24 protein-coding genes and 1 riboswitch are annotated in these 26,283 nt (G+C 35.7%); of the genes, 3 read left to right on the top strand and 21 right to left on the bottom strand.

The window, feature by feature from the left end; genetic code table 11:
* Window positions 1-4: 4 nt before the first annotated feature.
* From OMU_RS00915 to OMU_RS00895, 5 genes are all read right to left on the bottom strand, one after another.
* The gene (locus OMU_RS00915) at window positions 5-406 is read right to left on the bottom strand and encodes a hypothetical protein (protein WP_016178091.1); all 402 of its coding nucleotides are present in this window, start codon (window positions 404-406) and stop codon (window positions 5-7) included.
* Complete coding sequence (locus tag OMU_RS00910) at window positions 393-1,427, bottom strand: glycosyltransferase (protein WP_238054241.1); 1,035 nt, start codon at window positions 1,425-1,427, stop codon at window positions 393-395. Before OMU_RS00910 ends, OMU_RS00915 begins: the two co-directional genes overlap by 14 nt.
* Window positions 1,414-2,424, bottom strand: coding sequence for a helix-turn-helix domain-containing protein (locus OMU_RS00905; RefSeq protein WP_016178089.1), 1,011 nt, complete (start codon window positions 2,422-2,424; stop codon window positions 1,414-1,416). The genes OMU_RS00910 and OMU_RS00905 overlap by 14 nt, the downstream gene beginning before the upstream one ends.
* 49 nt (window positions 2,425-2,473) lie before the next feature.
* A complete protein-coding gene (locus OMU_RS00900) occupies window positions 2,474-2,659 on the bottom strand; it encodes a hypothetical protein (RefSeq protein ID WP_016178088.1) in 186 nt (61 codons plus the stop codon).
* 66 nt (window positions 2,660-2,725) lie between these two features.
* Window positions 2,726-3,172, bottom strand: a complete 447-nt coding sequence (locus OMU_RS00895) for a hypothetical protein (RefSeq protein ID WP_016178087.1) — start codon at window positions 3,170-3,172, stop codon at window positions 2,726-2,728.
* Between the two features lie 407 nt (window positions 3,173-3,579).
* On the opposite strand from OMU_RS00895, the gene OMU_RS00890 reads away from it, so the two are divergent.
* On the top strand, window positions 3,580-4,830 hold the full coding sequence (locus tag OMU_RS00890; RefSeq protein ID WP_016178086.1) for an IS110 family RNA-guided transposase: 1,251 nt from the start codon (window positions 3,580-3,582) through the stop codon (window positions 4,828-4,830).
* A gap of 144 nt (window positions 4,831-4,974) precedes the next feature.
* On the opposite strand, the gene OMU_RS00885 is transcribed toward OMU_RS00890, so the two are convergent.
* The 12 genes from OMU_RS00885 to OMU_RS00830 form a co-directional block, all read right to left on the bottom strand.
* Window positions 4,975-5,355, bottom strand: a complete 381-nt coding sequence (locus OMU_RS00885) for a DUF3110 domain-containing protein (RefSeq protein WP_016178085.1) — start codon at window positions 5,353-5,355, stop codon at window positions 4,975-4,977.
* Between the two features lie 13 nt (window positions 5,356-5,368).
* On the bottom strand, window positions 5,369-6,220 hold the full coding sequence (locus tag OMU_RS00880) for a hypothetical protein (protein WP_016178084.1): 852 nt from the start codon (window positions 6,218-6,220) through the stop codon (window positions 5,369-5,371).
* Entirely contained in the window at window positions 6,210-7,655 is a 1,446-nt protein-coding gene (locus OMU_RS00875; protein WP_016178083.1) for a glycosyltransferase, read from the bottom strand. Before OMU_RS00875 ends, OMU_RS00880 begins: the two co-directional genes overlap by 11 nt.
* Before the next feature lie 31 nt (window positions 7,656-7,686).
* Window positions 7,687-8,595, bottom strand: a complete 909-nt coding sequence (asp3, locus tag OMU_RS00870) for an accessory Sec system protein Asp3 (protein WP_227131708.1) — start codon at window positions 8,593-8,595, stop codon at window positions 7,687-7,689.
* Between the two features lie 16 nt (window positions 8,596-8,611).
* On the bottom strand, window positions 8,612-10,198 hold the full coding sequence (gene asp2, locus OMU_RS00865; protein WP_016178081.1) for an accessory Sec system protein Asp2: 1,587 nt from the start codon (window positions 10,196-10,198) through the stop codon (window positions 8,612-8,614).
* Window positions 10,191-11,789, bottom strand: coding sequence for an accessory Sec system protein Asp1 (gene asp1, locus OMU_RS00860; protein ID WP_016178080.1), 1,599 nt, complete (start codon window positions 11,787-11,789; stop codon window positions 10,191-10,193). Before asp1 ends, asp2 begins: the two co-directional genes overlap by 8 nt.
* 24 nt (window positions 11,790-11,813) lie before the next feature.
* Complete coding sequence (locus OMU_RS00855; RefSeq protein ID WP_016178079.1) at window positions 11,814-13,028, bottom strand: preprotein translocase subunit SecY; 1,215 nt, start codon at window positions 13,026-13,028, stop codon at window positions 11,814-11,816.
* Window positions 13,029-13,068: 40 nt separating this feature from the next.
* Complete coding sequence (secA2, locus tag OMU_RS00850) at window positions 13,069-15,444, bottom strand: accessory Sec system translocase SecA2 (RefSeq protein WP_034876036.1); 2,376 nt, start codon at window positions 15,442-15,444, stop codon at window positions 13,069-13,071.
* A gap of 61 nt (window positions 15,445-15,505) precedes the next feature.
* Window positions 15,506-16,156, bottom strand: coding sequence for a winged helix-turn-helix domain-containing protein (locus OMU_RS00845; RefSeq protein WP_016178077.1), 651 nt, complete (start codon window positions 16,154-16,156; stop codon window positions 15,506-15,508).
* A gap of 505 nt (window positions 16,157-16,661) precedes the next feature.
* A complete protein-coding gene (locus tag OMU_RS00840) occupies window positions 16,662-17,765 on the bottom strand; it encodes a site-specific integrase (RefSeq protein WP_016178076.1) in 1,104 nt (367 codons plus the stop codon).
* A 582-nt stretch (window positions 17,766-18,347) separates the two neighbouring features.
* Window positions 18,348-18,779 (bottom strand): Hsp20/alpha crystallin family protein, encoded by a 432-nt coding sequence (locus OMU_RS00835; RefSeq protein ID WP_016178075.1) that lies wholly within the window; start codon window positions 18,777-18,779, stop codon window positions 18,348-18,350.
* Between the two features lie 246 nt (window positions 18,780-19,025).
* Complete coding sequence (locus OMU_RS00830; RefSeq protein ID WP_016178074.1) at window positions 19,026-19,640, bottom strand: GNAT family N-acetyltransferase; 615 nt, start codon at window positions 19,638-19,640, stop codon at window positions 19,026-19,028.
* 146 nt (window positions 19,641-19,786) lie between these two features.
* Here OMU_RS00830 and OMU_RS00825 point away from each other — a divergent pair, with 146 nt between their 5' ends.
* Window positions 19,787-20,323, top strand: coding sequence for a TetR/AcrR family transcriptional regulator (locus OMU_RS00825; RefSeq protein WP_016178073.1), 537 nt, complete (start codon window positions 19,787-19,789; stop codon window positions 20,321-20,323).
* A gap of 64 nt (window positions 20,324-20,387) precedes the next feature.
* Here the strand turns inward: OMU_RS00825 and OMU_RS00820 are convergent, their stop codons facing one another.
* The 4 genes from OMU_RS00820 to OMU_RS00805 form a co-directional block, all read right to left on the bottom strand.
* Window positions 20,388-21,926, bottom strand: coding sequence for an AcpB/EbpR/MafR family transcriptional regulator (locus tag OMU_RS00820; RefSeq protein WP_016178072.1), 1,539 nt, complete (start codon window positions 21,924-21,926; stop codon window positions 20,388-20,390).
* A gap of 520 nt (window positions 21,927-22,446) precedes the next feature.
* Window positions 22,447-22,743 (bottom strand): PspC domain-containing protein, encoded by a 297-nt coding sequence (locus tag OMU_RS00815; RefSeq protein ID WP_016178071.1) that lies wholly within the window; start codon window positions 22,741-22,743, stop codon window positions 22,447-22,449.
* Window positions 22,744-22,758: 15 nt separating this feature from the next.
* Window positions 22,759-24,573: a daptomycin-sensing surface protein LiaX gene (gene liaX / locus OMU_RS00810; protein WP_016178070.1), complete on the bottom strand. Its 1,815-nt coding sequence runs from the start codon at window positions 24,571-24,573 to the stop codon at window positions 22,759-22,761.
* A gap of 381 nt (window positions 24,574-24,954) precedes the next feature.
* On the bottom strand, window positions 24,955-25,236 hold the full coding sequence (locus tag OMU_RS00805; protein ID WP_016178069.1) for a PspC domain-containing protein: 282 nt from the start codon (window positions 25,234-25,236) through the stop codon (window positions 24,955-24,957).
* Between the two features lie 292 nt (window positions 25,237-25,528).
* Between OMU_RS00805 and OMU_RS00800 the strand changes: the two genes are divergently transcribed.
* Complete coding sequence (locus OMU_RS00800; RefSeq protein WP_016178068.1) at window positions 25,529-25,948, top strand: GNAT family N-acetyltransferase; 420 nt, start codon at window positions 25,529-25,531, stop codon at window positions 25,946-25,948.
* Window positions 25,949-26,069: 121 nt separating this feature from the next.
* Window positions 26,070-26,184: riboswitch (FMN riboswitch) on the top strand.
* Window positions 26,185-26,283 lie beyond the last annotated feature (99 nt).

The following is a 26,283-nucleotide window of genomic DNA, read 5'->3' as shown; positions in this document are numbered from 1 at the left end:
TTGTTTATTCCTCCACATGTTGATTGATACTCTCCGCCAAATTTGGTGACATCACCGAAGCAGAAAGCGCCCTTAATTGTTCCTTTTGCTGTTCAATCATTAAAGAGATACTGGCTATATCTTGCATCAAAGGCTCTACTTGATCATAACAGGCTGTAAATCCTTTAATATAAGAACTGATCTCATTGATTTTCGTATATTCAACTATCAAACTATTGATTTCTTTTCTTAATTGGGAAAAATTGTCTATTGAGACTTCTTTTCTATCCTTTACTATTGAAACTAACTTATTTACTTCATAAAGTTTCTCATCTCGAGCTTGTATATGTGTTCGAATACGTTCCAACAATTCATTTAAAGTTGCTCTGCCGGCAATAAGCTCATTTTCTAATTCATTTGCTGTCATTCATTGTCTCCATTTCTTTAAGAAGAAGATCCTGTTCTACCTGTATTAGGGCACGTTTAGTAAAAATTCCTTCTCTTAATAAGTAGCTGAATTTATTTACTCTTTTTTTTAGCTGTATTCGTTCATCCAATGTGATACTTTCCATTAGTGAATCGATTTCAGCTAATGAATCAATGACATACCCTAACTTATACTTAACAATCATTTCTGAAATCGCCGCGTCTCTCCACACAATTACTGGAAGTCCCAAAGCTAAATACAATGAAATTTTGTGGGGAGCATTATACCGTGTATATTCTCGATAGTTTCCCCCTTGGAACAAGTCGTTATCCCAGGCAATACCAAAACAGTTCTTCGGCATTGCTTTTAACAGATCATTCTGAGAATAGACACCCTTGTATTCAACAGTTCCTCCTAGTTCAAAATCACTCTTTGCTCCAAAGACTTGTATTTTCGTCTGATAAGTCCAATCCTTCAAAAACACAGATTTTTGAACGTTCCCTGCAAAAACAATCCTCTTTTCTAAAGAAGTTTCAGTCAGCACTTGTTCCAAGGATATTCGATAATCAAATAATTCTTTAGCTACCATCGCTGTAGTTACTCCAAAGGATTTCAACTTTTGTTCCATTTTCTCTCCGTGAGTAATCAGCATATCCGCATGATTGAAGAGATCGATTTCTTTTAAAAAACTGTTATCTCTTAATAATTCAGAATCGTGAATTAATAAAACGACTCGAGCACCTCGCTGTTTTAAACGTGTAACAAAAGTTTTCTCAAATTTAAACTGATTGTAGCTTGGATACTGATACACAATTAAATCACCCGCTGCTACGCCAGCAGTAATACCGTCAATTCTTGATAGAAGTGACTGACTACTTTCCTGCTCGTCGATGTAGCGGTAAATGTATAACTTTTGAAACCCTATCCCCTCGGCAATTTCAGCGACATCACCTCTAGCTTTAGAAACAGAATCTACAGAATTTCCTTCAACGATATAGGTTATCCACTTATTCAAAGACACACTTCTCCTTGATTGACAAATTTTTGAAGAAATCACGTTCATTTTTCGGAAGATAAAGCGAAGAATAGCTCATGTTACTCTTGACTCGATTGATTACTGTATCTTCACTAGAAATGTCTTTGGTAACATACAAATAGGCCAAAAATTGGAATATTTCTTTCGTTTGTTGATTTTCTCCTTTTTGCTGCTTCAAAATGACCGTCGCCTTATTAAGTAATTTAATGGCCTGTTCATAATTATTCATATCAACGAAGCACAACGATAGATCAATCACACAACCGATCAAAATATCCTTCCACTCATTTGACTGATTACTGGAAAATTTCTTCAGCAAACTGTTTTCTAAAATAATGCTTTCTTTCTCCATTACAGAATTGGATAAGGAGTAATTTAGGCTAATTCGTAGGGTTGCTAAGTACAATAAGATGTCAAACATTGTAAAGTAATCAATCGATGTAAAATATTTCTCAATACGTTGCAACTCTGCTAAAGAAGGTTTTCCGTTCCTGCCGTTTACCACCAAATTGGCATAAGTTAAAATCAATTTATAGGCACCATTGTCGTCACTGGAATTTTTGAATTTCTCTAAGGATTTTCGCAGATTTAGAAACTGCTTGTACTCTTTTTCTAAATTGGACATTGAGGTATAAATGACTAGTCCGAGCATCTGGATTTGCTCATCTGTTGAAGATACGAACAAGTTCAATAATTCGCGATCGGACATATTCAATACTTTTTTCAATCCCATGACTAATTCAAGAGGCAGATCAGTTTGATAACGTAACCATCGATAGTATCTAGATTTTGAAAGATTAATTTTTCTTTCTAAGGTTCTGATTGAAATGCCTTTTCTTTTTCTAATTTCTTCAATTGATTCGCGATCAATATTTACAGCTATAACAGAACTCTGTGGTTCAGTTAGCGTTGGATTCATCGTATTAATCAATCTACAAACACTTAATAGACTGCTCTTCATCACTCCACACTCTCCCGCCATTATGCTCATCCTCATCTTTGAGAATGAGAAATAGAGCTAATAGATATTGTCACTTCCCAATAGATTCAAGTAAAGAATAGACTAGTGATCCTAGAATAACTCCTGACATTATCACTGAAATAATGATGGTCAAAAGCTTTGAATGCTTCTCTTTATCCTCTACATTATCTATAACTTTATTACTTTCCTGCTCAAATTTTTCCTCTATTTCTCTTGATAATTGATCTTTTTTCATTGGATTCTCTCCTTCATTTGAGCTCCCAAGTATTTTTCTACCATTAAGTACTATCAACCTAGAAAACTAGTCTTCATCAAAGGAACTTACGAACTCTTTCAATTGAGCTATTTCTAGGTCTTGATCAGCAGTCTTTTCCATAATTTTGGAAAGCATCTGATCGCTCTCACCAAAAAAGCATTGTTTCAAAACATATTTTTCAGTAACAAATGAAACAGCAAGAGTTAAATAGAGCTCCTTTAATGAAGAATATTCTTTCTTGTACGCTTGATAGGCTTGATCAAATGTCGCTTTCATTCTCCTAATTTCATTAATTGACACTTCAGAATCATCTTGCAGCTCTAACATTTCTTGATGCAAGAATTGCAAATGAGCTATTTTTTCATGCTGTCCATCTACTAGCTTCTTAGCCGTTTCTTTTTCTGCAGTAAAATTTAATAAAGAAGAGGGATTGTCATCTAACAATTGTTGAATTTTTTGCAAAAGCTGATCTGCTGGTATAATCGTTTCCATTTATAGCACTCCTCGTAAAATAGTTTTTGTCTAATACTTTTTAATCAAAATGCTTCTGAATCGAAAAATTTATTGAATAACACATTCCTTGCGGAATTTGTTTCGTTATTGTGTGATTTCTCAGAGTACAATGGATTCATGGAAAGGATCCAACGGGAATTTGCTATGCCCTCCTGTAGCTTTGTCTACCTTGCAAAGTCTGTTACCCGAACCACTGTTATCACTACCAACTCATTAGCTGTTTCGATAATGGACTAGACTTTCAGATAGTAGTTTGGAAGGCAGCTTCTAGCTCTTTTATCACCGTATTCTATTAGGCGAGGTTGTGGTTACACAGTGAGCTTCTGGGAAATCCCACAGTATCGAAGCATTTTCCAAAATTTAGATCGAAAGGAGGTCCTTCTTCCATGAAATTATTTGTCGGTATTGACGTTAGTTCTGAAAAGTTAGATGTCTGTTTCCTAACTGACGACGATCAGTTGTCTACATTGTCTGAAATCTCAGTCTCCAATGACATTGAAGGTGCTTCATTAACACGAGAAATGATTCTTGAGTTCAATGAGAATTACCTATTTGATCAAATTATAATTGGCATGGAATCAACGTCCATGTACAGTTTCCATCCTTCAATGTTTTTTCATGAAGACGAGGAACTAAAAAAGCTCAATACGCTTGTAACTATCGAAAATCCTTTTCGAATTAAACAATTTAGACGCATGTTTGATGAAGACAAAACAGATCGTAATGACGCGCTAAGAATTGCTGACTTTCTACGCATTCAACGTTTTACCACGTCTCCTATTAAAGAAGAAAAATACATGGCGTTACAGCGTCTGACCCGAACTCGTTATCAATTAATTAAGCAACTAACTCGTACAAAGCAACACTTTCTTGAAAATCTAACGTACAAATGCAACACACTTGTTCGTGAAATGAAAGACGAATCTACTAGTCTTTTTAGTGCTACAGTGATTTCTCTAATGACAGAAGACTTCACGTTAGATGAACTGGCTGAGCTTCCTTTGGAAGCTTTCAGTGACTTAATCCAAGAAAAAGGAAGAGGTCGTTTCAAACAACCCGAGAAAATTGCCAAGGCTATTCAACGAGCCATCAGATCAAGCTATCGCTTAGGCACTGTAGCCCAAGAATCTATTGATATTGTTCTGGGCGTTCTTGTTTGTGAAATGCGGGCTCTTGAAAAGAATATCAAAGAGCTGGATAAAGCAATTGAACAATTAGTTATAGTCATTCCAGAATATCAATGTTTAACCAGTATTCCAGGAATTGGAAAAGTCTACGCTGCTGGTTTGATCGCTGAAATTGGTCAAATCGAACGATTTGAAGATCAAACAAAATTGGCGAAGTACGCTGGATTAAGTTGGAAAGTTAAACAATCTGGAAACTATCAGTCTCAAAATACACCTCTGACCAAGCAAGGGAATCGATATTTTCGTTATTACTTAGTTGAAGCTGCCAACTCAGTAAAAAATTATCTTCCTGAATATAAAGCTTTTTATCAAAGCAAGTATAAAGAGGTACCTAAACACCAACACAAACGAGCACTCGTCTTAACCGCAAGAAAATTTACGCGTTTGGTGGATACGCTACTACGTAACCATCAACTCTACACGCCACCAAGGAGCGTGATAGATAAATAACAATTTGTTATTGACGCAAATCCTTGAAACGCCCGAAAAAAATTGATTTTAGTCGGGTTTAGTTCAGTGCGCTTCAAAATAGTCTATTCAATAAAAATAATCTCAAATTTCATCTTGACTTATCACCATTAGACTTTTCCTCTTTTATGCTTCGTTCATAATGCTTGAAATTATTTTTTCATTTTCAGTAATGAGGGATCGTTTGGCTATAAATCGCTCAGTATCGTAGGAAACCTGTAACGTTAACAATATTTCTTTTAATAAGGAATACTCTTGTTTATATTTATCAAAAATAGTATTAAAATCCGTTTTCAATTGTCTGATTTGCTCAACAGCGTATTCTTTATTCTCTGCCAATTGCTTCATCTGTTCATTTATTGCCTGCATGACAGTCACATGCTTTCTCTGCTGCTCCAGTAACTGAGCGGCCATTTCTTTTTGTTCTTCAAAATTCAATACTGAATCAGGATTTTCATTTGATAATGTCTGAATTTCGTTGAAGATTTTTTCTGCTGGAATTGTCATCGTCGTAGACTCCTTAATCAATGATAGTTACTTTATCTAAGCAAACATTTTTACCTACTAATTTTTTATAATGTTCACGTAACATCTTTACTTCATTGATATATGAAATTTTGTTTTCCAATATACTCAATAAATTCCCCTTGATTCCTCCAGTATTTGTAAAAGGAGATTCAGTTAAGTAAAGAACATTTCTTGATTTTGTTTTTGCTAAAGCAAACAGCTCTAATCCCATGTAAGAGATGGATACACTGTCTTTTTCAGTTACTATATTCGCCACTTGATCTGTTAGAAATTGTGTCAGGCTGTTGTATTTAGCGCTAACTCTGCCAGTATCTTGGTCTCTTACAACAACTAAGTTGATTTGACCCTCATAAAAAAAATATTGAACAATTGGACGTTGTTTACTATTGTAAAAATCTATTTCATGGACCTGATTCTTAAAGAAAAAAATATTGCTATATAATTGTCCATCATCCGTGTATTCTTCAATAAAATCAGTCGTACCATCAACATTTAAGTATTTCACTTCTTTTACATGCCTTCTAGTTTCTGGATACGTGATTACTTGTCCAATCTCTTCACCATCATTGATCACCGAAATTGTCCGATCTTCATTCATGAAAATCTCTGCGGCAGCCGCTGTTGGAATGCTATTAAAAAACAGAAAATTACCTGGCTGATATTCACGTTTGGTTAACACCTCTAATAAATTTAATCCCTCTACTTCTTCTGAATGTTTTAACTTATTGAAATTCGGACTCGGGGAAAGAGAGAGAACTTTTCCGTTATTTTCAATCAAACGCTCTTTTTGGCTTTTCCAAACGATATCTGTTGGCTTTATGACACTTACTAACTCATAGTCCATTGATAAGCTCCTTCCATTTATTTGCAATAATAGAATCTTGATATTCTTTTACAGAGTCTCTCGTTTGATCTATTATTTTTTGCTGTTCTGATTCAAGAAGCTGAATAATTCCTTCTGTTAGCTGTTCCTTGCTATATTCTTCATTTGTTCGTGAAAAGTCTTTTAAAAAACCATTCACTCCATTTTTTATCAACTCGACCGCTCCAAATCTTGCCTTAAAGGTAACAATTGGCAGCCCTGCATCTAAAGCTTCGATATAAGTTAAACCAAAGCCTTCTGAATAAGAACCGGAAATAAAGGCATCGTATTTTGGATAGATTTGATTCATTTGATTTGAGTGTCCCTTCAAAGCAATATAAGATTCAGCATCCATCTCTTGGATCAATTTTCTTAGTTTTCCGTCTTCTCCACCTTGTCCATAAATATCCAAAGAAATATCTGGAAAAATTTTTTTCACCTCACAAATGGCTTGAATCACAATATCAATATGCTTTTCAGAAGCTAAACGAGAAACTGTAATAAATTTTTGAATAGGTACGTGACGAATTGGCTCTTGTTTCTTGTGAATATCCTGATCTCGAATACCTCCTACAGGAATCGCCCATATCTTTTCAGTTTCTTCTGGGAAATCTATCAAGAGATCTTGCTTCTGAAGCTCTGTGGCCACCACTACACGATCCGCCATTTCCATGTGTGTCAGTAAGTATTCGTAGTAGTTATTCCATAGCGGTGCAGTCGACACATCTCGATCAGAAAGATGATCTGCGTGAATAATCTCGATAATATTGGTATCTGCTGGTTTGTGATTGAAAAGCGCAGATTCAGACTCCTGTCCTCGATCAATGACAAAATTCTTGACACCTTCAAATTGTGATGCTAAATATTCGAAGAAATAACGTTGCAGCAGGACCTCTGTCCGAAAAAATAAATGCTCTCCTTCAAAATCAAAGAGATGGATATTACTTAGCAATCTGCCTCTGTTTTTATGTTCGATGTATTCAAACATGACTTTTCTTTCCATCGTTTTATAATCAAAGAGTTCAATTTTATAGGTAGAAACGAGAAGCAAATTTTCTTTCTTTTTACTTGGTGATTTTTCTAAATGCTCCACAATCAACATGCCTGAAGAAGTAATCGTTTCTTTTATCCGATGAGTATTGGTGAAATCCAACAGTATCTCTTCTTTGTGTTCATAGCTTTTTTTAGCGCCAGTCTTTAAATAGTCTTTCCCGAAAACAAACAGCTCCCACATGTTGATTACTTTATTATCTGGAATATCCCAGGCATCCATCGCTTCATGTAAATTTTTTACAAGCTCCACAAAGACGTACTTATATGGAAGTTGGACTTTTTCAAAGCATCTCGCTCGATAAAATTGTGCATGTTCGACACCAGAATTTCCTATTCCCATTGCTTTATTAATAAAAAAATTCATCTCTTCTTCCCTCCTGATATTCATCAACGAACTACTGTCTTGACTTCTTAAGAGTCAAATTCTCCTGTCTCGCAACAGTGTGCTGTAAAATACTTAGTGCGTACTTGTTGACTTGTGCTTGTTCCTTTAACTTTGTCCATCCAGCAGTTGTGCTTGTTCGAACGTTTGTCAATCTACTGGATGGCAGTATGGCTTCTAATGCCAAAGGGAGCAATTGAATATTATCTTCCAGTGTATTAAAGCGTGGACCTCTTTCTATCGAGAGTGAATTCAATTCATGATTCTCCTTGAGGTCGTCACACATATCGACAATCCCATCCAACCATGTTTTTTCAGATTGATCTCCTATCAAAAAATAATAGTTCATATAATCTTTTAAGACCAAACTCGTCATATATTTCGATTTTCTCTGTAAGACAATTTTTGTTTTGATTCCTTTGTACGGATGTCGAACCTTCAGAAAGATCACTTCGGTATTTTTATCTGTTTGAAGCTCATATCGTTCTTCCAAAGAATCACTAACAATAGTTAAACAATTAAAAATAATGAATTCATGCTTCTTATTTACTAGCTGCACATTGTAGCTTATTGCTTCATTTGGAAAGATAAAATGCCCTTCCAACTCTTTAAAATAAATTTTTTCGATCACCTCTTCATTGACATTAAAAAACTCAATGACTAATTGCACCGCGTTTGTCGTATCAAATTTCGCGTGCACCTTTATGTGATAGCCTTTCCCATTCATCAAAATCGGCAGCATTGGAGATTTGCGAGCAGAATGAAATGCTGTCCTTGAATACCACGTTTTGATAGGGGTTCCCGTGGGCATAAATGGAGAAGAAAAGCGAACAGAATCATCCTCTAAAAGACGGATATTCGCTCCATAATTGTAGTTATCGTTAAAGTCAATTCCCCACTTTATCATGTAAAAATTTTCCAAGCCTTCACCCCTCTAGTTATTCAAAGTCATCCATGACTCTTTGAAAACTATTGAATAAGATATTTCGATATTGCTTTAGAAACCATTTATTGATTCCGGTACTGTTGTCATTGTGTCGACCTGTAAGTCCTTTATAGAGTACTCTTGCAGTAGAACGATTCTCTTTTAAAACATTAAATAATTGTGGGAAGGCTTCTTTGTCATAATCATCCTGCTTCATATAGGCCACAGCAAAAGTCGTATTACTAAAGTCGCCAGAGGCAAACTTATCCCAGAACTTCTTGTTCAATCTTTCGGCAGCTTCGACTGTGGTTTCGCCAGTGTTGTAATAAAGCATATCCAAGGAAGTTGGAAACCCATTTGGCCGTAACACACGCTCGTTTAAAGCAATCGTTCCGATGTTGGCTAATGGCTTTCCGATGATTACACTGTGAGGCTCCAAATCACTTGCATAATAAAGCGCTCCAAAGGTCCCCATAGACAATCCCGACAAAATCAAATCAGAATTTTCGAATCCTAAAAGCTCTAATTTAGCTAAGATAATATCAACAATCTGTTGTTCAAAGCGTTGACTTCCTAGATAAAAATTTCCGCCTTCTAATCTGGGATCTGCTATCAGCATAAAAGGCCCCCCGCCCATGCTGCTCATCATTCTGCGACCTTCAAAACCTTCAGCTGGTCGATACCCCGAAAAATAAATCGCCAATGGTGGCTTCAAATCGCCTGCATTAAAATAGTAGAAAACTTCTCCAGAAAGCTGCTCCTCATCCACTATTTTATTCCCACCAGGAATCATGGAGCTTCTATCAGCTAGTGCTTTTCTAATATGGACTTGGCTAACTTGAATCTTCCCCTTTTTTCCACGTGCATAGAGCGAAACATGGATATAGGCATTCACTGGCTGTTCAAATATTATTTCTTCTTTTCTCTGAAGTTTTTCCAACGGGACCTCAATTATCTGAACAACCTCCGAAGTATTTTCCTCTACTAAAAAGATCTTAAATAGCAATTCAACATCTCCAGAAAGAACAGCCAGCTCTGAATAGAACGCCATTTTTTCGTCTGCCTTAATAAGATTAGTCATTTTCCATGAGAGTACTTGTTTGAACTCCTGCGGAAAATTTCCTTCGAGCTCAATATAAGAATTTCCGCATTTTTGAACATTTCCATCAAATGTTGGATCAACTTTGATATGATCATTTGACAGTTTATAACCAGATTGTCTGACAGAGTATTGGTTATTAATAAATGAAAAGACCTGATCTATTTTCATCATATCAATAGGAAGTGCTTCTTTGAGTTTTAATAGCCGGGCTACTTCAGGCGAAACACTCGCTTGACTCTCGTAAAGAATTTGATACGCTGGTAATTGCACTAATAACTCGCTATCCTGGGTTAAAATTTTCGCATCTGACTCCAAAATAAAAATTGCTCTAGAAAATTTTTTGTTGAATTCTCCATCGATAAATAACTCAATCTCTTTCTCATCCAGCTGGAAATTGTAATCATTTGGCAGCCAATTATAATGAAAACTGGAGGATAACTGTTTTAAATCAGCGATTTTATTCTCCCCAAAATGAAGAAGGTTAATTTTTTTAGCCATTCAACACATCCCTCCATTTCTCTAGTATGATCTGCGGGCTAAAGTCCTCAATCACAGATATATTTTTTACCAAGGCATTGTTCCAATTACTCAAATTTTGTAGAAAGAAGGTCAAGGCAGGTTCTAATTCAGAAATTCTTCTAACTACTGCTCCATTCTTTTTATCCTCTATAAAATCAGTCTTCACCTTCGTTATTTGAGGAATTCCTGCACTGATTGCTAATGATTGCATTTGTAAATTGTATTTTTCATTAATATCCACGTAAAGCCGAGCTTTATGAAAATCGTTTTTTATTGAGAGAAGCGTTGGCTGTACACGGAATTCTATGCGGTTATATACATTGATTGCTTTGACCAAATTTTTCCATGAATCCGTTTTTCGAATGTCTTCAATTGCCAGTTCATCGGCTTTATACAAGCGCTTGATTCTTTTTGCTTCAATAAAATGAGCGACTTTTTTGAAATCGTCAGACTCACTATCCACATCAAAATAGGAATCAATGATTTCCTTTTGATGCTCTTGTAATTTACTTTGATCCAAGAGGGAACTCACCTCAACAATCAGGCTATATTTCGTTTGATCAATCAAATTTTTTATGAAAACCTGATTTGCTTCAAGTAGAAAATCAGTCAGTTGCTCCACTCGCCAATAGATGATGAGCTGCGCAATCGAATTACTCATTCCTAAAGCTAGTTCCGTATTAAACATCGGAATCGTAGTAATTTCTATATTGGCTAGTTCCGGATTGGCTTTTTTTACCTTTAATAATTCTTGAGATTTCGCTTTCGTATCAGTCACGACATACGCTGCTTTTTTCATACTTTTTATGAACAGCTTTCTATCATAGGCCTGAAGCGCATCGTCATCGGAAACAATCCGGACCAGCTCCTCCTCGTCTTGAATAAATTGCGTTACTTTTAGAATGTCATTATCTGTTGTTGCAATGATTTTTTTATTGTCATCAGGGATTTGCTGCAACTCGATTTTTAAGACCTCTGCAATCACCTCATCCATGGTGTAAAATATTTTTTTCTTTAAGCTCTCGTTTCCTGCTTCCTCAATGATTATTTCAGGATTTCCATCCAAGATTTCTGTGAGTGTCTTTTCACCGTATTCATTAAAGTACTCTCGTCTTGTCACTACATTTTGTTTCGTCATATGCTCAATTAGCGATAAAAAACCTCGATCATCGTAATACTCAAAGTAGTTATGATCCTCTTTAAAATATTTCACACCTTCAATACAGCCATATTTATTGAACTTTACCTCTCCATATTTACGATTCTTTCGAAAAAGCACAATGCCAAAGGGAGTATAAATGGTTTCAATATCACTAGGAAATGACAGATCTTCAAAACTTAGGGGATGACCATCCGATACAGAGATATTCTGAATCACATCATAAGCGCGCCAATAGGAAGTAAATAGTAAAGAATGTTCTTGGGCCTTATATCTTAAAAAGGGCAAATGATTTAATAGGAAAAGCTTATATTGTTCGTCGCTTTCCGTGAAAAGCTTCGTAATGTTCAAGACTCGTTCATTTTCTAAATTATTGTCTGTTTGTTTCCAATTTGGGATTAAGTAAATCATTGATTTATCCACTCCTGCTTCTCACTAAAAAATATGGTAATTACGTTTTGAAAAAATAAATTTTATTTCTTGCGTGAGTGTATCGAGAATAATGATCAGCATAAAAACACTCCCAAAATAAAATGCTAAATTAGCTATGATCTCCACCTTTAATCCGATAAACAACGGAATAAGAGAAACTAACACTAGGTATGAGTTCCCTACCATAGCGATGGTAGACAGCTTCTTCTTGATATACTTTTCAGTTTCAGCTCCAGGTACAATCTCATAAATATAATCGCCAGACTCTTTTAGATGCTTAGCAATATCATGCGGCCGAACATTGATATAACTAAAGCCCATTCCCAAAGCATAAAGAATAACTCCATAGGTAATGATTCCTTCTACCGTATTAAAGGAAAATAATTTTGAAAGAATACTGGAAAAAAGCGTATTGCTCCAACGCTCATTTAGTAGTAACAATTGCGGGATCGAAAACACCGTCACTGCGAACATAAAAGGCATTGCTCCAGCCGTTAACAGGCGAATCGGAATATACGAGTTATTAAATTTACTATCTATTCCCGTTCTCTGGATATTTATCCGATATTCGGAGTTGTATAAAAAGATTGTTATCACAATGTAAACGAAGGTGATAACAAACAACCCTAGAAAATAGCTGCTGTTTAAGCGTAAAGTGCCGCTTTGTCCAGATATTAACATCGCAGGTAAATTGGAAAGTAGACCTGGTAAAATAAATAAACTCTGGGCACCGATTCCCTTTTCACTGTTAATATCGGATATCCAAGAAACAAACATCGCACCAGTGGTAAGTATCATGATCACCATGCAAAAAATGGCAAATTTACTTATTCCGGGAAATTGTTTGAAATCAACTAGGGGTTCAAATTTAAGCATTAACGCAATTCCTTGAGCGATGGCAAAAATAAGCGTTAGCACTCTTTGAATATATCCTCTTTGTTTATTTGAAAGATTGTTGATCCTATCCGTGTCAATCATACTAATCGTGGTCCAAATAATTAAAGCTGTCATATATGGACCCATTCCCAAAGAAAGCAGGGTTGGTTTTGATAAATTTCCTCCAGTAGTGGTTGAAAGAAAACGAAGGATCAAATTTTGGGTTTCTTCTTTTGGTATTGCTAAAAAGCCAGGAACCTCGATCTTTTTTCCAAACTCCACAACTGCAAGCAGTAAAATACTCCAACCAATCCGTTTGACTATCTCTTTATTGTTTTTCATTGATAACCGTCCTTTTTTAAAATACTAAATGATGGCTAAATTATGGAAAATCTACGTCAATGGATCCATCGGAATTGTAAACCAAGTCCGACAATAATAGATTTCTCAATATGTTCAACCATATCTCATCCTTCATTTCAAAAAAGGATCGCCTTGCTTCAATTTGAAATTCATAAATTGGTCTGTGTTGCCCCCAGCTACGTCCATTCACAACAGACTTTAGTTGCTGTAAATTATCAGATTGTTCAATCCACATCGTATCAATAGCCTTCAAGGTAACAATTCGTCTAAAATAAAGCTGCTGAAAACTATCGGGAATTTTGAAATGAACCTGTTCGATTTGAGTTAAAATCATCCTTTTTAAATACTCGCGTACATGCTTCTTACCGTAATCGTTTAGCTCTCGATCAATGGTCGAAGCGTCAAAATTATAAGCGATATTGTTATAGATAAAATCAATCAATTTATTTCTATCTAGATTCGTTTTTTCCGAGGTAAAAGAATCAATAACATTTTCTGTTGAACGCTGGATGATTCCTTCTAAAAATGCAATAGAACCTTCCATCACCTTATTCCTTGCAGTGTAAATCATCTCCCGTTGAACACTGATGATTTCATCATATTCAAGAATATTCTTGCGACTTTCTACTTCTTGATTCTTTCTATTTGCTTGAGATTTATTAATGATTTTGTCGTATTTCTTTTCCTTTAAAGGCTTTGTTTCAGCTGTTTCCTTTTGCTCGTTTTCTTCGACCAACTTCTTTCGCGCCTTGGCAACCCACTTAGGCGCACTTTCAACGACTATTTTGTCTTCCATCGAAACAAAAAAAACTGTATCACCCGGATCTCCCTGTCTTCCAGCACGACCTCTAAGCTGAAAATCAATCCGATCACTGGTCATTCGTTCTGTTCCCAAAACTAACAACCCGCCACTTTCTTTTGCTTCAGGATCAAGCTTAATATCCGTTCCTCTTCCAGCCATTGATGTGGCTACTGTAACAGCGCCTTTTCTACCTGCTTCAGAAACAATCAAGGATTCCTTCGCAACTGTTGTAGCATTTAGAAGATTGTGTGGGATTTTTTGCTGCAATAATAGTAAGGAATACAAGTTAGACATAGCGACAGAACCCGTTTCTACTAAGACCGGTCGCCCCTTTTTAAGTGCTTCCTTTACAGCTTTTAATGAGGACAATACTTTAGCCTTATTTGTTACATAGACTTCATCTGGATGATCTACCCTTTTGATAGACTTATTTGTAGGTATTTGAATCACGTTCACATTGTAAGTTTCTCTAAATTCTTCAGCATCAGTTTTTGCTGTTCCGGTCATTCCTGACAGAATTTTGAACTTCTTAAAGAGATTTTGATAAGTAATTGATCCCATTGATCTCGTTTCGTTGGTAATTTCTACCCCCTCTTTGGCTTCTATCGCTTGGTGCAATCCCGCTTGTAATTTCGTTCCGATTAATTTTCTTCCGTTTGCTTCATCTAAAAGCAGAATTTCACCCTCTTCCACTACATAATCTCTGTTTTCTTCTAATAATTGATTGGCTCTTAAAGCCAAAACTAAATGTCTGTATAAGTCGCGCCATTCCTCTATAAGAATTCCGTGAATTCCAAAATATTTTTCTGCTTTTTTAATTCCCTCTTCTTTGAACCAAACATTTCTCTTGTCTTCACTTTTTAAATAGTCTTCTCCTTCGCTAAGACTTTTAACAAACCAGTCAGATGTTTCGAATAGATTAGATTGTACTTTGGGTGCTCCTGAAATGATTAACGGTGTCTGCGCCATATCTAACAGGATGGCGTCTATCTCATCAATCAATACATAGTTGAACGTATTGACATATTGCTCTTCTAAAGTCGTTGCTAGATTATCAAATAGGTAGTCGAAGCCCAAAGCGCTGTGTGTAGTATAGATAATATCTGAACCATAGACTGCTTCCTTATCTACCTCTTCTTCACTAGCATCTTTTGGAACTCCTACAGAAATAGTTAGTCCTAGCCACCGATAAACTTTTCCGACTTCTTCAGCATCTCGCCAAGCCAAATAAGAATTCGAGGTAATCAAAAAGTTTCCCTTGCCCATTAGACCTCTTAAATACATCGGCATCGTTGCAGTGAGTGTTTTTCCTTCACCAGTCTTCATTTCCGCAACATTTCCATAAAACAAAGCGATCCCACCGAGAATCTGAACATAGTATGGCTCTAACCCTAATACCCGCCGGTCAGCTTCTGCAACAATCGCATAGGCCTGAGGCAAAAGCTTTTCGGCTTTTTCCCCATTTGCTAATCTTTCTTTCAATAGGATCGTCTGGTTTTGCAAATCGGAATCTGACATTGCTTTATACATTGGTATTAGTTTGATAATCTTATTGGCTATCCTTTTGTATTTCTTTATATTTTTATCTTTCATAGTCATCCAGCTGATTCCTTTAATTTTTTATAAGTACGTGTTCGACTGTGATGCAAAAAAATTAATCAGTAATAATTCGATATCCTTTTCCCCAGATAGTCTGTAAATCACAATTCACAAATCCCGAATCCTCAAGTTTAACTTTTATCCTTCGCACAATCGTAGAAGTCTGAGCTAAGTTTGAATTAGTTACTTGGGCCCATATCTTATTACAGATATCTTCTCTTGAAATAACTTTTCCTTTAGCGTTGTATAAAATTTCAAAAACTTGTCTTTCCTGATTACTCAAAAACAACATAGAATCGATATCTTTAATATTAAAAGACAATAAATTCGGCTTGCTGCTTTCTTGATATTGAGCATGATTTTTCCTTAACTTTTCTCCTATCTCTTCTAAGGAATCGTCCATAAATAAAAAATTGAATTTATCATTTTCGTATTCATGATGATTTTTTGAAAATGTCGTCGCTTTTCTAAAAAGAATCGAATCTTTGATGTCTTCATTTTTAGCTACCTGTGATACCTCGTCATCAGAAATCGTTTCGCTAAAAATAATGTTGGGAAAATAGTTAATTACCGGATAGTTTTTAGTATCTTCAATTAACCCCTCAAGCAAGTGACTACTGCAAAACACCTCATAACCGAGCAGATTTAATTTTTTTATCAATTCTTCTTCAGCAAAAACACATTTCGTCAATATTAATACATTCATTTTTCTCTTCCCTTTTCTCTTTTTTTATCGGATAGCTCTACAGCCATACAGACAAGCATTAACCATAAAAGTCTTGAATCAGAAGCCTTCACTCGCTATTTCCTGAAAATTTGTTATCATAAGCATGGTGGTGCTTTAAATAAATCATTGATTACTATAAGTTTTTGGTGTCTGCGATTAGTAATCAAAATCAACACCCATACTTTTTAAACACAAAAACTGACGTTTAGCTAAAATAACGATTTTTCAGATGAGTCAAAATTGTTCCTAGTCTTATAAAAAACTAGAAAAAGCACCCAATCCCTTTATTATTAGAAGGATTTGAACGCTTTTTGACGATTTAAGACGGCGTATAGTTTTTTCAGATGAAATAACGCCTTTATTTTTTGTTTAGAAACACTGATTTTAACTGATTATTATAATCATTATAAACTGCGAATAAATTGAAAGCGCTTTCTCAGAAAAAGAAAAAAGAACCTCCCGAAATCGTTATTGGAAGCGTTTTCTAAGCGATAGACTTCTCCATTTCCTCGATTACTTGATATCTTTGTTCTAGTAAAGCATTCACATAAGTATCTAATGTCATTTGAGTTGATGCGTGTCCTAAAAGAGCGCTGACCGAAGAAATATCCCCTTTTGATTCTAAACAGCGGGTTGCAAATGTATGGCGTAGCTGATGAAAATGTATATGTGCTAAATCAGCTTTCACGCGAATCTTATGAAAATAATAAGTGAGTAATCTCGGCTCACAAGGCTTTCCACAATAAGAAAAAACAAATTGACTCGTTGACTTTCTCTTGTGCTTTAATAATAGTTTCTTCAATGTACGACTAATTGGTATTACTCTAACAGACGCTTCTGTTTTTGAACTAGCAAAATTTAATTGTGTTTTCCGTTCTCCATGTGAAATCCCTATTCGTTGATATGTGTGACTTACATGTATTAAACTCGATTCAAAATCAATATCAGACCACCTTAAAGCAGAGATTTCTCCAATTCTCATGCCAGAATGGAGAGATAACAGTATCGGAAGACCTCTGCCTTTCTTTTCGTTCAACGCTACATTCATAAGTCTCTTTTGTTCTCTGCGAGTGAGCGCTTCAATTTTTTTCTTTTTAACTTTTGGTAACTGAATACTGGAAAAGGGATTAGATAAAATTTTCCCGCATTTTTTTGCATGATTCAAACATTTATTCAAAATTCGAAAAATCACATGTACAGTTGAACTAGCAAGCTTTTTTCCAAGTTCTTTAAGTATTTCTTTTCCTTGCTCTGCAGATAGTTCATTTAAAGGAATGCTCTTTATTGTTGGTAACACGTATTTATAAATTTTATAATAATAACTGGAAAAGGTAGACGGCTTGACCTCCTGCTGGACATAGCTCAACCAGTAACTCGCCCACTCCTCAAATGTTTCACTCGCAACCCCATGAGTTTGCTGGACAGTCATATAATGTATCCTAAGCGGAAACATTTTTTGCCGAACTTCCGTATAGGTTTTTCCATACACATATCCATATTTAATTTTTCCATTGTTTTTTCTTCCCTTTGAATAACGTCCCTCCCAACGTCCATCCTTTCTTAAATATATATTTTCTCCTTTTCTCATTGACAGTTCCCCTCCAATTCTGACGGCTTAAATGACGGCACATTTTTCAACTAATAATGAGTTAAATCCCAAAATTGAGAACTCAAAGCTTTTATTTTTTGTAATGAATCTTCAAAGAGAAACAAAAATAATTGTTTTTATGAATATTATTGATTATTTCTAATCGCTATTTTATAATAGCATTACAAAACAATTTTAAATCAAAAGATAAATAAATTAATTTGTTTTTTAAAGAAATATTTCTTTTCTAGTTTTTTATAAGACCAAGTAAACTATTTTAAAAAATTATAAATTTATTTTATAGTTAAACTAACTATATAAAAAGATCTATTGATTGCTCAAATACCGTCAGTCAATAGATCTTTTTTATAATTATCAATCTTATTTTCGAGGAAAAATTTTAATTTTAATTTTTGTCAGTCTTTATTTTTTGTTATAGTTTTAAAATCTTTTTGTTAGCCGTTTTAAAAAAGTGAGAATTTGATGGAAGTGGTCAACCTTAAGAAGTTTCTACTTATTTCTCTTGCCTAATCGTAAGAAAGGAGCTGTGACAAGAATCTTGTCACAGCTCCTTTTCTCGTTCTATTCAATTGGGATAGCGGTCTTGCGTTCCAATTTTTCCGCTGATTTTGGCAAAGTAACCTTCAAAATTCCGTCCTTGTACTCAGCCTTGATATCTTCTTCTCTCACATTTCTAATTGCAAATTGTCGGCGAACACTGCTGAAGCTTCGCTCACTTCTTACCAAATTGCCCTTGTCATCTTCCTTTTGCGTATCTGTTTGGTGTTTTCCTTCAATCGTCAATATGCCATTTTCATAATTGATTTGGATGTTTTCCTTAGGAATTCCAGGTAATTCCGCCTCTAGCAAATACTCGTTGTCTGTTTCGTGGATATCTGTCTTAACCATATTGCCCTTGAAGCCTTCAAAAAAATTCCGTCCAAAGTCCTCAAAAAAATTGAAAGGTGTCATGTCAAATAAATCAGAGCGACGAGGAATCATGTTGTTAGCCATTTTGACCATTCCTTTCTTTTTTTTATCTTCCTTCACTTATAATTTTACTCATGATAAATAATTTTTCAAGCAAAAAGCAGCAGAAAATAGCTTTTCGAACGATCGTGTTGACGTTATTTAAAAAGTTATTTTTTAAATTGTTATAAGATATACCTCCAGTTTAATAATGTATTTTTTTCGACATGTAAAAATAATCTCAGGAAATTAGTTATTTAAAATTCAAGCGATTCTTGACAAAGTATTTTTCTACAGTTGCTTGTACATCAAAAAACAGGTCAGTTTGATTTCTTTTTTGTTCACTGTCATATTGACTTCCTTTTGACTGAAAATCTCGAATCCACGATGAAGATAGAACTGATAAGTAGAGCCTGAATCTGTATATAAGTAAATTGTCTTGCCTCTCTTCAATGAGACCAGCTTTTCAAGCAGTAGTGTTCCAATTCGTTTTCCTTTTAGTTCAGGATCAACAGCAAAAAATGTCAGCTCTCCTTCATAGTTTTTCTTTGAAAATGCCTGAAGCATCTCTTTATTCGCTTGATCGTAAGCATCAGAATTGTCCTTATGACCAGATAGATTAATTAAGCCCGATCCAAGTTTTAAAAACAGCTTATGCTTTATTGATTCAATGGCAGGTTCTTCATTCTTAAATCGTGCGAACAAAAATCCTACTAAACGTTCACCTAAATAAGCACCTAAAGCAACTGTTGATTTCGAGAGCTCAAGATACAGCACGTATTTGCTGTAAAGAAATAGCTCGAGGGAATTATTGACGTACCAATCAAGGTGCATGCCCTGTTCCGCGAATTTTCTTGCCTGCTCCAAGTCATTAATACTTATTTGTTTGATTTCGATAGTATCCATTTTATCCCTCCTATTCTTGAACAACTGTTGAATAATGTTCATATGTCTAATATAATGAATACAAGACAAGAATACTATAAGCAATCTCTACAAAACTGTTCATTTTTGAACAGTTTGAAGACAGTTGTCTAGGAAAAAGGTGAAAAATGGATCGAAGAACGCGCAAAACAAAAAGGGCGATTGCATCGGCTTATCTCTCACTGTTGCAGAACAAGCCAATCAATAAAATTTCAATTTCTGAAATCACCGAGCTGGCAGATATCGGCAGAGGCACCTTTTACACTCATTATTCTGACATTTATGATCTGCATAACCAGCTCCTTGATGAAAAGCTGGAGGCACTTATCCTTCTTTTCGACACAACCTATCCAAACGACCAAATCACAGATTTTAAAACCTTTTGTCAGAACTTAGTTTCTTTTGTTTCAGAGAACCAAACGATCTTTCAGTTACTCGTTAAAGAAACTACACGTAGAAATGATTTGAGAAAAATCAAAGAAGTATTGATCGCAAAAGTGATTGCCGCCGAAAGCCTCGATCCAAATGATCTCCAAAGTTATATCGAGGTCTCCTTTGCTGTGTCGGGCATAATCAGTATTTTGTCAGATTGGTTAGAATCAACGATTGATACTGATCTAGAAACCTTGAGTAAAATATTAACAAGGATCATGGCTGAATATTAACTTCTAAAAATTCTTCCTATGCAAAAAATCAGGTGTCCCTTTTCAAAGAGATACCTGATTTTTACTATTCGTTGATACTATTTCCAGATAGTAGAACATGCCGTTTTCTTTCGGATAAATCATTGACAAGATTTTGAATCGCCACAATCGCTTGCGGTGTTACGTAAGGGTCCATTGAAACAAAAGGAAAATCCTTAGGAATACCTTCTTTCGGCCCTGTTGTAATCAGCCCATCATAAGATAGAACCTTCTTAACCATCTCCTCATGACTGTCCCATAATTCGTCTAAATGGTGTATCTCAAAATTTCCATAAACGATCTGAGTGATCACCCTTGAGATAAACTTCTCTTCCGTAGGGGTAAGATCGGAAACTAATAATAAATGATGAGGTTCATCCTGTGAAGCCAACAGCTCCAGACTTTTTTCTTCTTCTGTCAGCAAGAGATAGACATACGTTGTAATAAAATCTCGCGTCTGATAGATTGCGTGCTTATGGACAAAGGCTTCCACGATATCTGTCACCTTCTCCACTGCATGCTGGTGCATAATGGCGACCATGTCTAGAAAAATAGTCCGATTTTTTCGCAAAATGGAGAGAAAGTCACCCTTTTCATCAAAAAGATATGTGGCATTCAATAAAACGGTCGTTAACTCGATTTTTCGTTCCTCATCAAATGCTCCGCCTAACAACCTTGTAAAATCTTCCGTCAATTCCATGTGCTTCTTGAAAAGCTTTCTATAACGGGGATTATCCTTTAGTGCTGCCTTTCTATGCTCTTGACTAAAAATAAGTGAATCCGAGAAGGACAACCATAAGCAATCCCGTAACAGCTCATCTGATACCGTCAGTTGAAAAACTTCTTTAATCATCGAACTGAGTGCTTCTACTGTTTTTCCTTCTGGCAATAATAACGGCTTCGTTCGGAGTTCTTCTTGAGGATAAGCATGTTTGTTTTTTATTCGCCACAAGCTGATAAACAGATTGTAAGCCACACGTTTTTGAAAAATATGCTGGTTTTGCATCCCATTTATTTTAATAAACTCTAGAACAAAATTTTTAATCACTTTTAGATAGTTCTCGCTCAAATCTGGCAATACTGTCTTTAATGTATACTGTTTTTCAGTAAAGTACCGATAATAAAAGTGCCGGACCACACTTTCTTTCCCCACTATACGTAACGGACGATAGCATAGTTGAATACCTACACGTTTTAAATCAATCTCTATCTTTTTTAAGTACCGTTGGGTATTAGAAGAACTCAAATATAATTTTTTCGATAACCCTTCGATGTTGTCACTGGTCTCATATAATAAATGTTCAACAATCTTGAATTCGAGTGAATTGGTCAACGCCTCAGCATACAGTTTTCCAATGCTGATCCCTTCCTTGAGCTTTACCTGATGCAATCCCTTTGACTTTTCAACAATAAAATCATCCTGCAAGTCATTGATAAGACTAATATCATTCAATAAAATCGGCAATGAACAATCTAACTCGTTAAGAATCGCATCGCTCGACACCCCTTGTCGGTTATAATACAACAGTTCAATCAATTCTAATCGTCGTCTGTTGCTTGTTCCTAAAACCTGACGAAAATCCATCCTATCTCCTCCAACTTCGTTAACAATGATACTTTTGTACGGTATCATACTTCTACCAATCCTAAAGCGTGAATTCAAAAGTTTTAAATTAAATAACGTTTTTTGATTCTACTTTTTTATTGTTTTTATTTTACCCTTTTTCTACGTATGGATATAGTGTTTTTTTTCGCCATTTTTATTGAAATAAGCACGAAGAATTTTTCTTACGCATCTCCTTAAGAAAGGCTTTGCGGAGTCGCTCAACTTTTAGGACCCAATTAGGCACTAATCAACATCTGTTTTCTTCGATCATTGTGTTTCTTGGTAATTTCGAAATATTTTTACTTATTGTCGGTGTTTAAAGGAATTTAGCAATCATTGTCTGCGTAAACTAGCTCATTCGTAAAGCCGGATATGGATATACCTGCTGTAAAAGGAATTATTCATGAGAAATTTTTATGCTTTCCCTATATAAAAAGACATTTCTAAAAAAATCAAGAAATGTCTTTTTGATTGAATTAAGTAATTCTCAAATCGGCGACTAAAAGTCACTCCAATTGTCTTCTTCGACTGCTTCTGCACGTTTGCGTTGCTTTTTCGACTGTTTTGGACGTTCATAATGGTATTGTTGGTAATTATTTCCTCTGCTACTGTCAGCTCTTGGAATGATTAATGCCAGTAGTATATAAAGAAATACTGGTGCGCCTACCAAGATGACACTGATAAAAACAAAGATGACACGTGCGATAGTAGGATCGATCCCAAAATATTCGGCGATCCCACCAATGGTTCCAGTGAGCATTCGATTTGATTGTGATTTTGTCATTCTTTTTCTCATTTTAATTTGTCCCTTCTATCTCTCATAGTCCTTCAAGAAGATGTTACCAGCCTTCGAAGAAACCTCGATTTCAGCTGATTCTCCTGCTGCTCGTTGAAAATGCAATACTTTCTGGGTGTTGCCATTTCGTTCTTGTATGGTTTCACAATTGGCAAAGCGATAATTAATCGTACCGACTCCTGTTTTGGCTACACCCTCGATACCCACGGTTTGCGGCAATGAAACCTTGACATTGCCATTGACGGATTGAGCTTCGATTTTTTTCAAATTCTCATTGCCTGCGGATAATTTGATGTCTCCGTTGATCAAGGAATATTCTGATCGCACGACATCCGCTTTTGAAATGATTGTACCGGTAACTGTCTCAATCAATGCATTCGTAATCTGTCCTTCGCGAATTTCAACGTCATTGTTGGTACCTTCAAATTCCAGCATCGAGGCACCAAGTTCTTTAATCAACACTGTTCCATTCGTTGCTTTAATCGAAGCATTCTTAGCTACAAGTTCCTCAATCATCAAATCACCTGTCAGTAAACGGACAGAAAGATGATTGTATTGACGTCTTGGTAAGTAGAAGGTCAATTTGGCGTCCACTCGTTTATTCGGTACATGGAAGAGTATTTGATAGTTGTTAATGTCGATATGGCTGCGTTCTAAAAAGGCGTCGATTGGATCTGGCTCCTCCATTTTACCTAGAAGAGCGACTGTTGCCTCAACTTTTATATCATTGATTGTCTCATCTTCCCAAGTCTTCAAAATTACTTTCCCTTTCGCCAATTTAATATCGATGGTTTTGGCATCTATATCTTCAAAGGTGAATTGATGACTAAAATGTGTTTTTGCCGTTCCGTAAAATTTTTGATTCATCTTTTTCCAGTCGAAATCATTAGTTACCTTGTCTGAAACTCTCTCGGTTGTTCTCGTTACCATCCGTGCAATACGGCTGGCCAAGTCTGTTGGTTCCTCATGAGGACGATCCATTGGACGGTACTTTTGCTCTTCAAAATCATCTGGGACTTCAAAAAATCCATCTGATACATAAGGACCTTCTGGCGAAACAAACATATCCTCGTCAATCGCTCGACGCTCATGCTTCAATAGTTCGATTTCTTCTTCCCGTTCCTTCAGCTCGATCTTCATTTGATTATAGATTACTTCATTTTCAGCTGAAATGATTCCCAGCTCAGCTTCAAGATTAAGTTCTCTAAATTCTTCTTTTTTCTCTCGCAAAGCTTCTATTTTCGTTTGCAACGCTTCATCAAATTCATCAATTTTTGATCGTACTGGATCTTCCTCTTTAGGTTCTGATTTCTTGTTTTCCCACTCATCAATCATGCTGGAAACACTGTCAGAGGACTGGGGCTTTTCTGATAGTGCTTCTTCTGGTGTTTCTGGTTCTAGCTCTAATTCTGTTTCGACCTCTGCTGGCTCTTCGAATGCTGGCTGCTCCAGAAGGTCATCATCCGCTAAATCCGATTCGGATATTTTTTCAATTGTTACATCGTTATCAAATTCCAAGTCCTTTTCAATTTCTGTCTTTTCTTCATCTTCAACAGGTCCTAAAAAGTCTTTTGATTCGATTTCCCCTTCAAACTCAGCTACATGTTGGGATGTTTCCTCTTGTTCTAATTTATTTACAGGTTCTTCCACTGTTTCTTTCTCTGTTTCAGTTGCTGATGGTTCTTCAACTATTGGTTCTTCTTCAGTCTCTGGTGCTGATTCTGATTTTGTTTCTTCATTTAATCCAAGACTCTCTAATAAATCCAAGCCTTCCTCTGGCGATAATATCCCCTTTTTAATGGATTCTAAAATTTTTTGCCGTTCATTCATGATAATCTCTCCTCGACGAAATGTTCTATGAGTCTATTATGCACAACCCTCGTCGTCACGTCATGGGTCGAAAGGACTATATTCATAGAATAAATTTATTCTTGTTGTTGATTCAATTCTAAAAATAAAAACTGTAAAAAGTTTGACTCGCAGCTAGCTCATTTTAGTGACTTCATTTTTCTAAAAACCAGAAAAATGAGGATGTTTTCGCTTCGCATATCATCCGACTACACATTTTCAAACGTTTTAGAATAAAATTCTTGATCTTTTTTTATACCTAATAAACTGCGAAAAGTCGGACTGACAAAAAGAGTGAACTGTTTTTTTAGTTCACTCTTCGGATTATATTTTAAGCTTAAGATTTAAGCGTTGTTTTTCTAATTAGAAATCGCTCCATGTATCGTCGGCAACTGCTTCTGCTTGTTTTGCCTGATTGCCTGTTGATGATTCATAGGGTTGTTGGTAGGCTCTGCTCTCACTTTCTGCTTTAGGAACAAGCAACACAAGCAATAGATAAAGTAAGATTGGTGCACCTTCCAAGAAAAAGCTTAGGAAGACAAAGATGACACGTGCAGTTGTAGGATCAATTCCAAAATAGTCCGCAATTCCGGCTAACATCCCTGTTAATACTCGATTGTTTTGTGATTTCGTCAATTTTTTCATTTTAATTTTCTCCTTTTTCCAAAAAACATTTTTTTGGAACCCGATTTGAATGTATTTTGTTTTTCCCACTCGCGATGTGTTTTTATCTTATGTCAATATTATGCTCAATCTCCTTTAATTCGTCATGGGTCGAAAGGTGTATTTTTCATCTAGTTATTTGGTCGGAGTTTTTCTAATTCTTCTATTCACCAACCATTAGTAATAAAAATCATTCAATCTTTCGACTAAAATATGCTAAAGTAAGTTTGAAAAAAATTTTTAAGTCAGATACTTTAATGAAAGGAGAATTTGCTTGATTCACATTCGTGAAATGACCCTTCAAGATAAGCCAAGACTTAGACAATTATATCTAGAAAGTCGGCGTACAACTTTTTATTGGGATGATCCCGAGTTGATGCATTTAGAGGATTTTGATCGTGATACGGAGGCTGAACTTGTCTTCGTTGCAGAAGTCGAAGAAACAGTCATTGGCTTTATTTCTTTATATGTTCCAGATAACTTCATTCATTGCCTATTTGTTGATGCTCGCTACAAAGGACAAGGAGCTGGTCATCTGCTTTTGGAAAAAGCGAAGCACCACTTAGAGTTACCAATGAAATTAAAATGCTTATCACGAAACACTCCGGCACTAGCTTTTTATGAAAAGGAAGGCTGGAAAAAAGTTCGAGAAATAAATGTCCCCGATGCTTACTGGAACATGATACATCAATGATTTAGATCTGTTCTTTTATGACACTTTTCATAAACTTTTTTTAATGCAGGCTTCAGCTAGTTACTTTGAATTTAAAAAAAACGCTTGCATTCTCGCTAGAACCATGTGAAAATAAATACAATAAGTTCTTCAGGGCAGGGTTTAATTCCCGACCGGCGGTGATAGTCCGCGAGCCTTTTGGCTGACTCAGTGCAATTCTGAGACCGACAGTACAGTCTGGATGGAAGAAGAAAAGTGTGTGTTTGTTGATCTTCAGATAACAAACGCTATTTGATGAATCAAACCACCTTTTTCTACTGTGACTGTGCCTTGCAAATGTTGTTGTAAGGTTCTTT

Origin of the sequence: Enterococcus avium ATCC 14025, assembly GCF_000406965.1 — a bacterium.
Lineage (GTDB): Bacteria > Bacillota > Bacilli > Lactobacillales > Enterococcaceae > Enterococcus_A > Enterococcus_A avium.
Note: the sequence above shows the minus strand (reverse complement) of the source record. Positions and strands in the feature narration are given on the sequence as shown.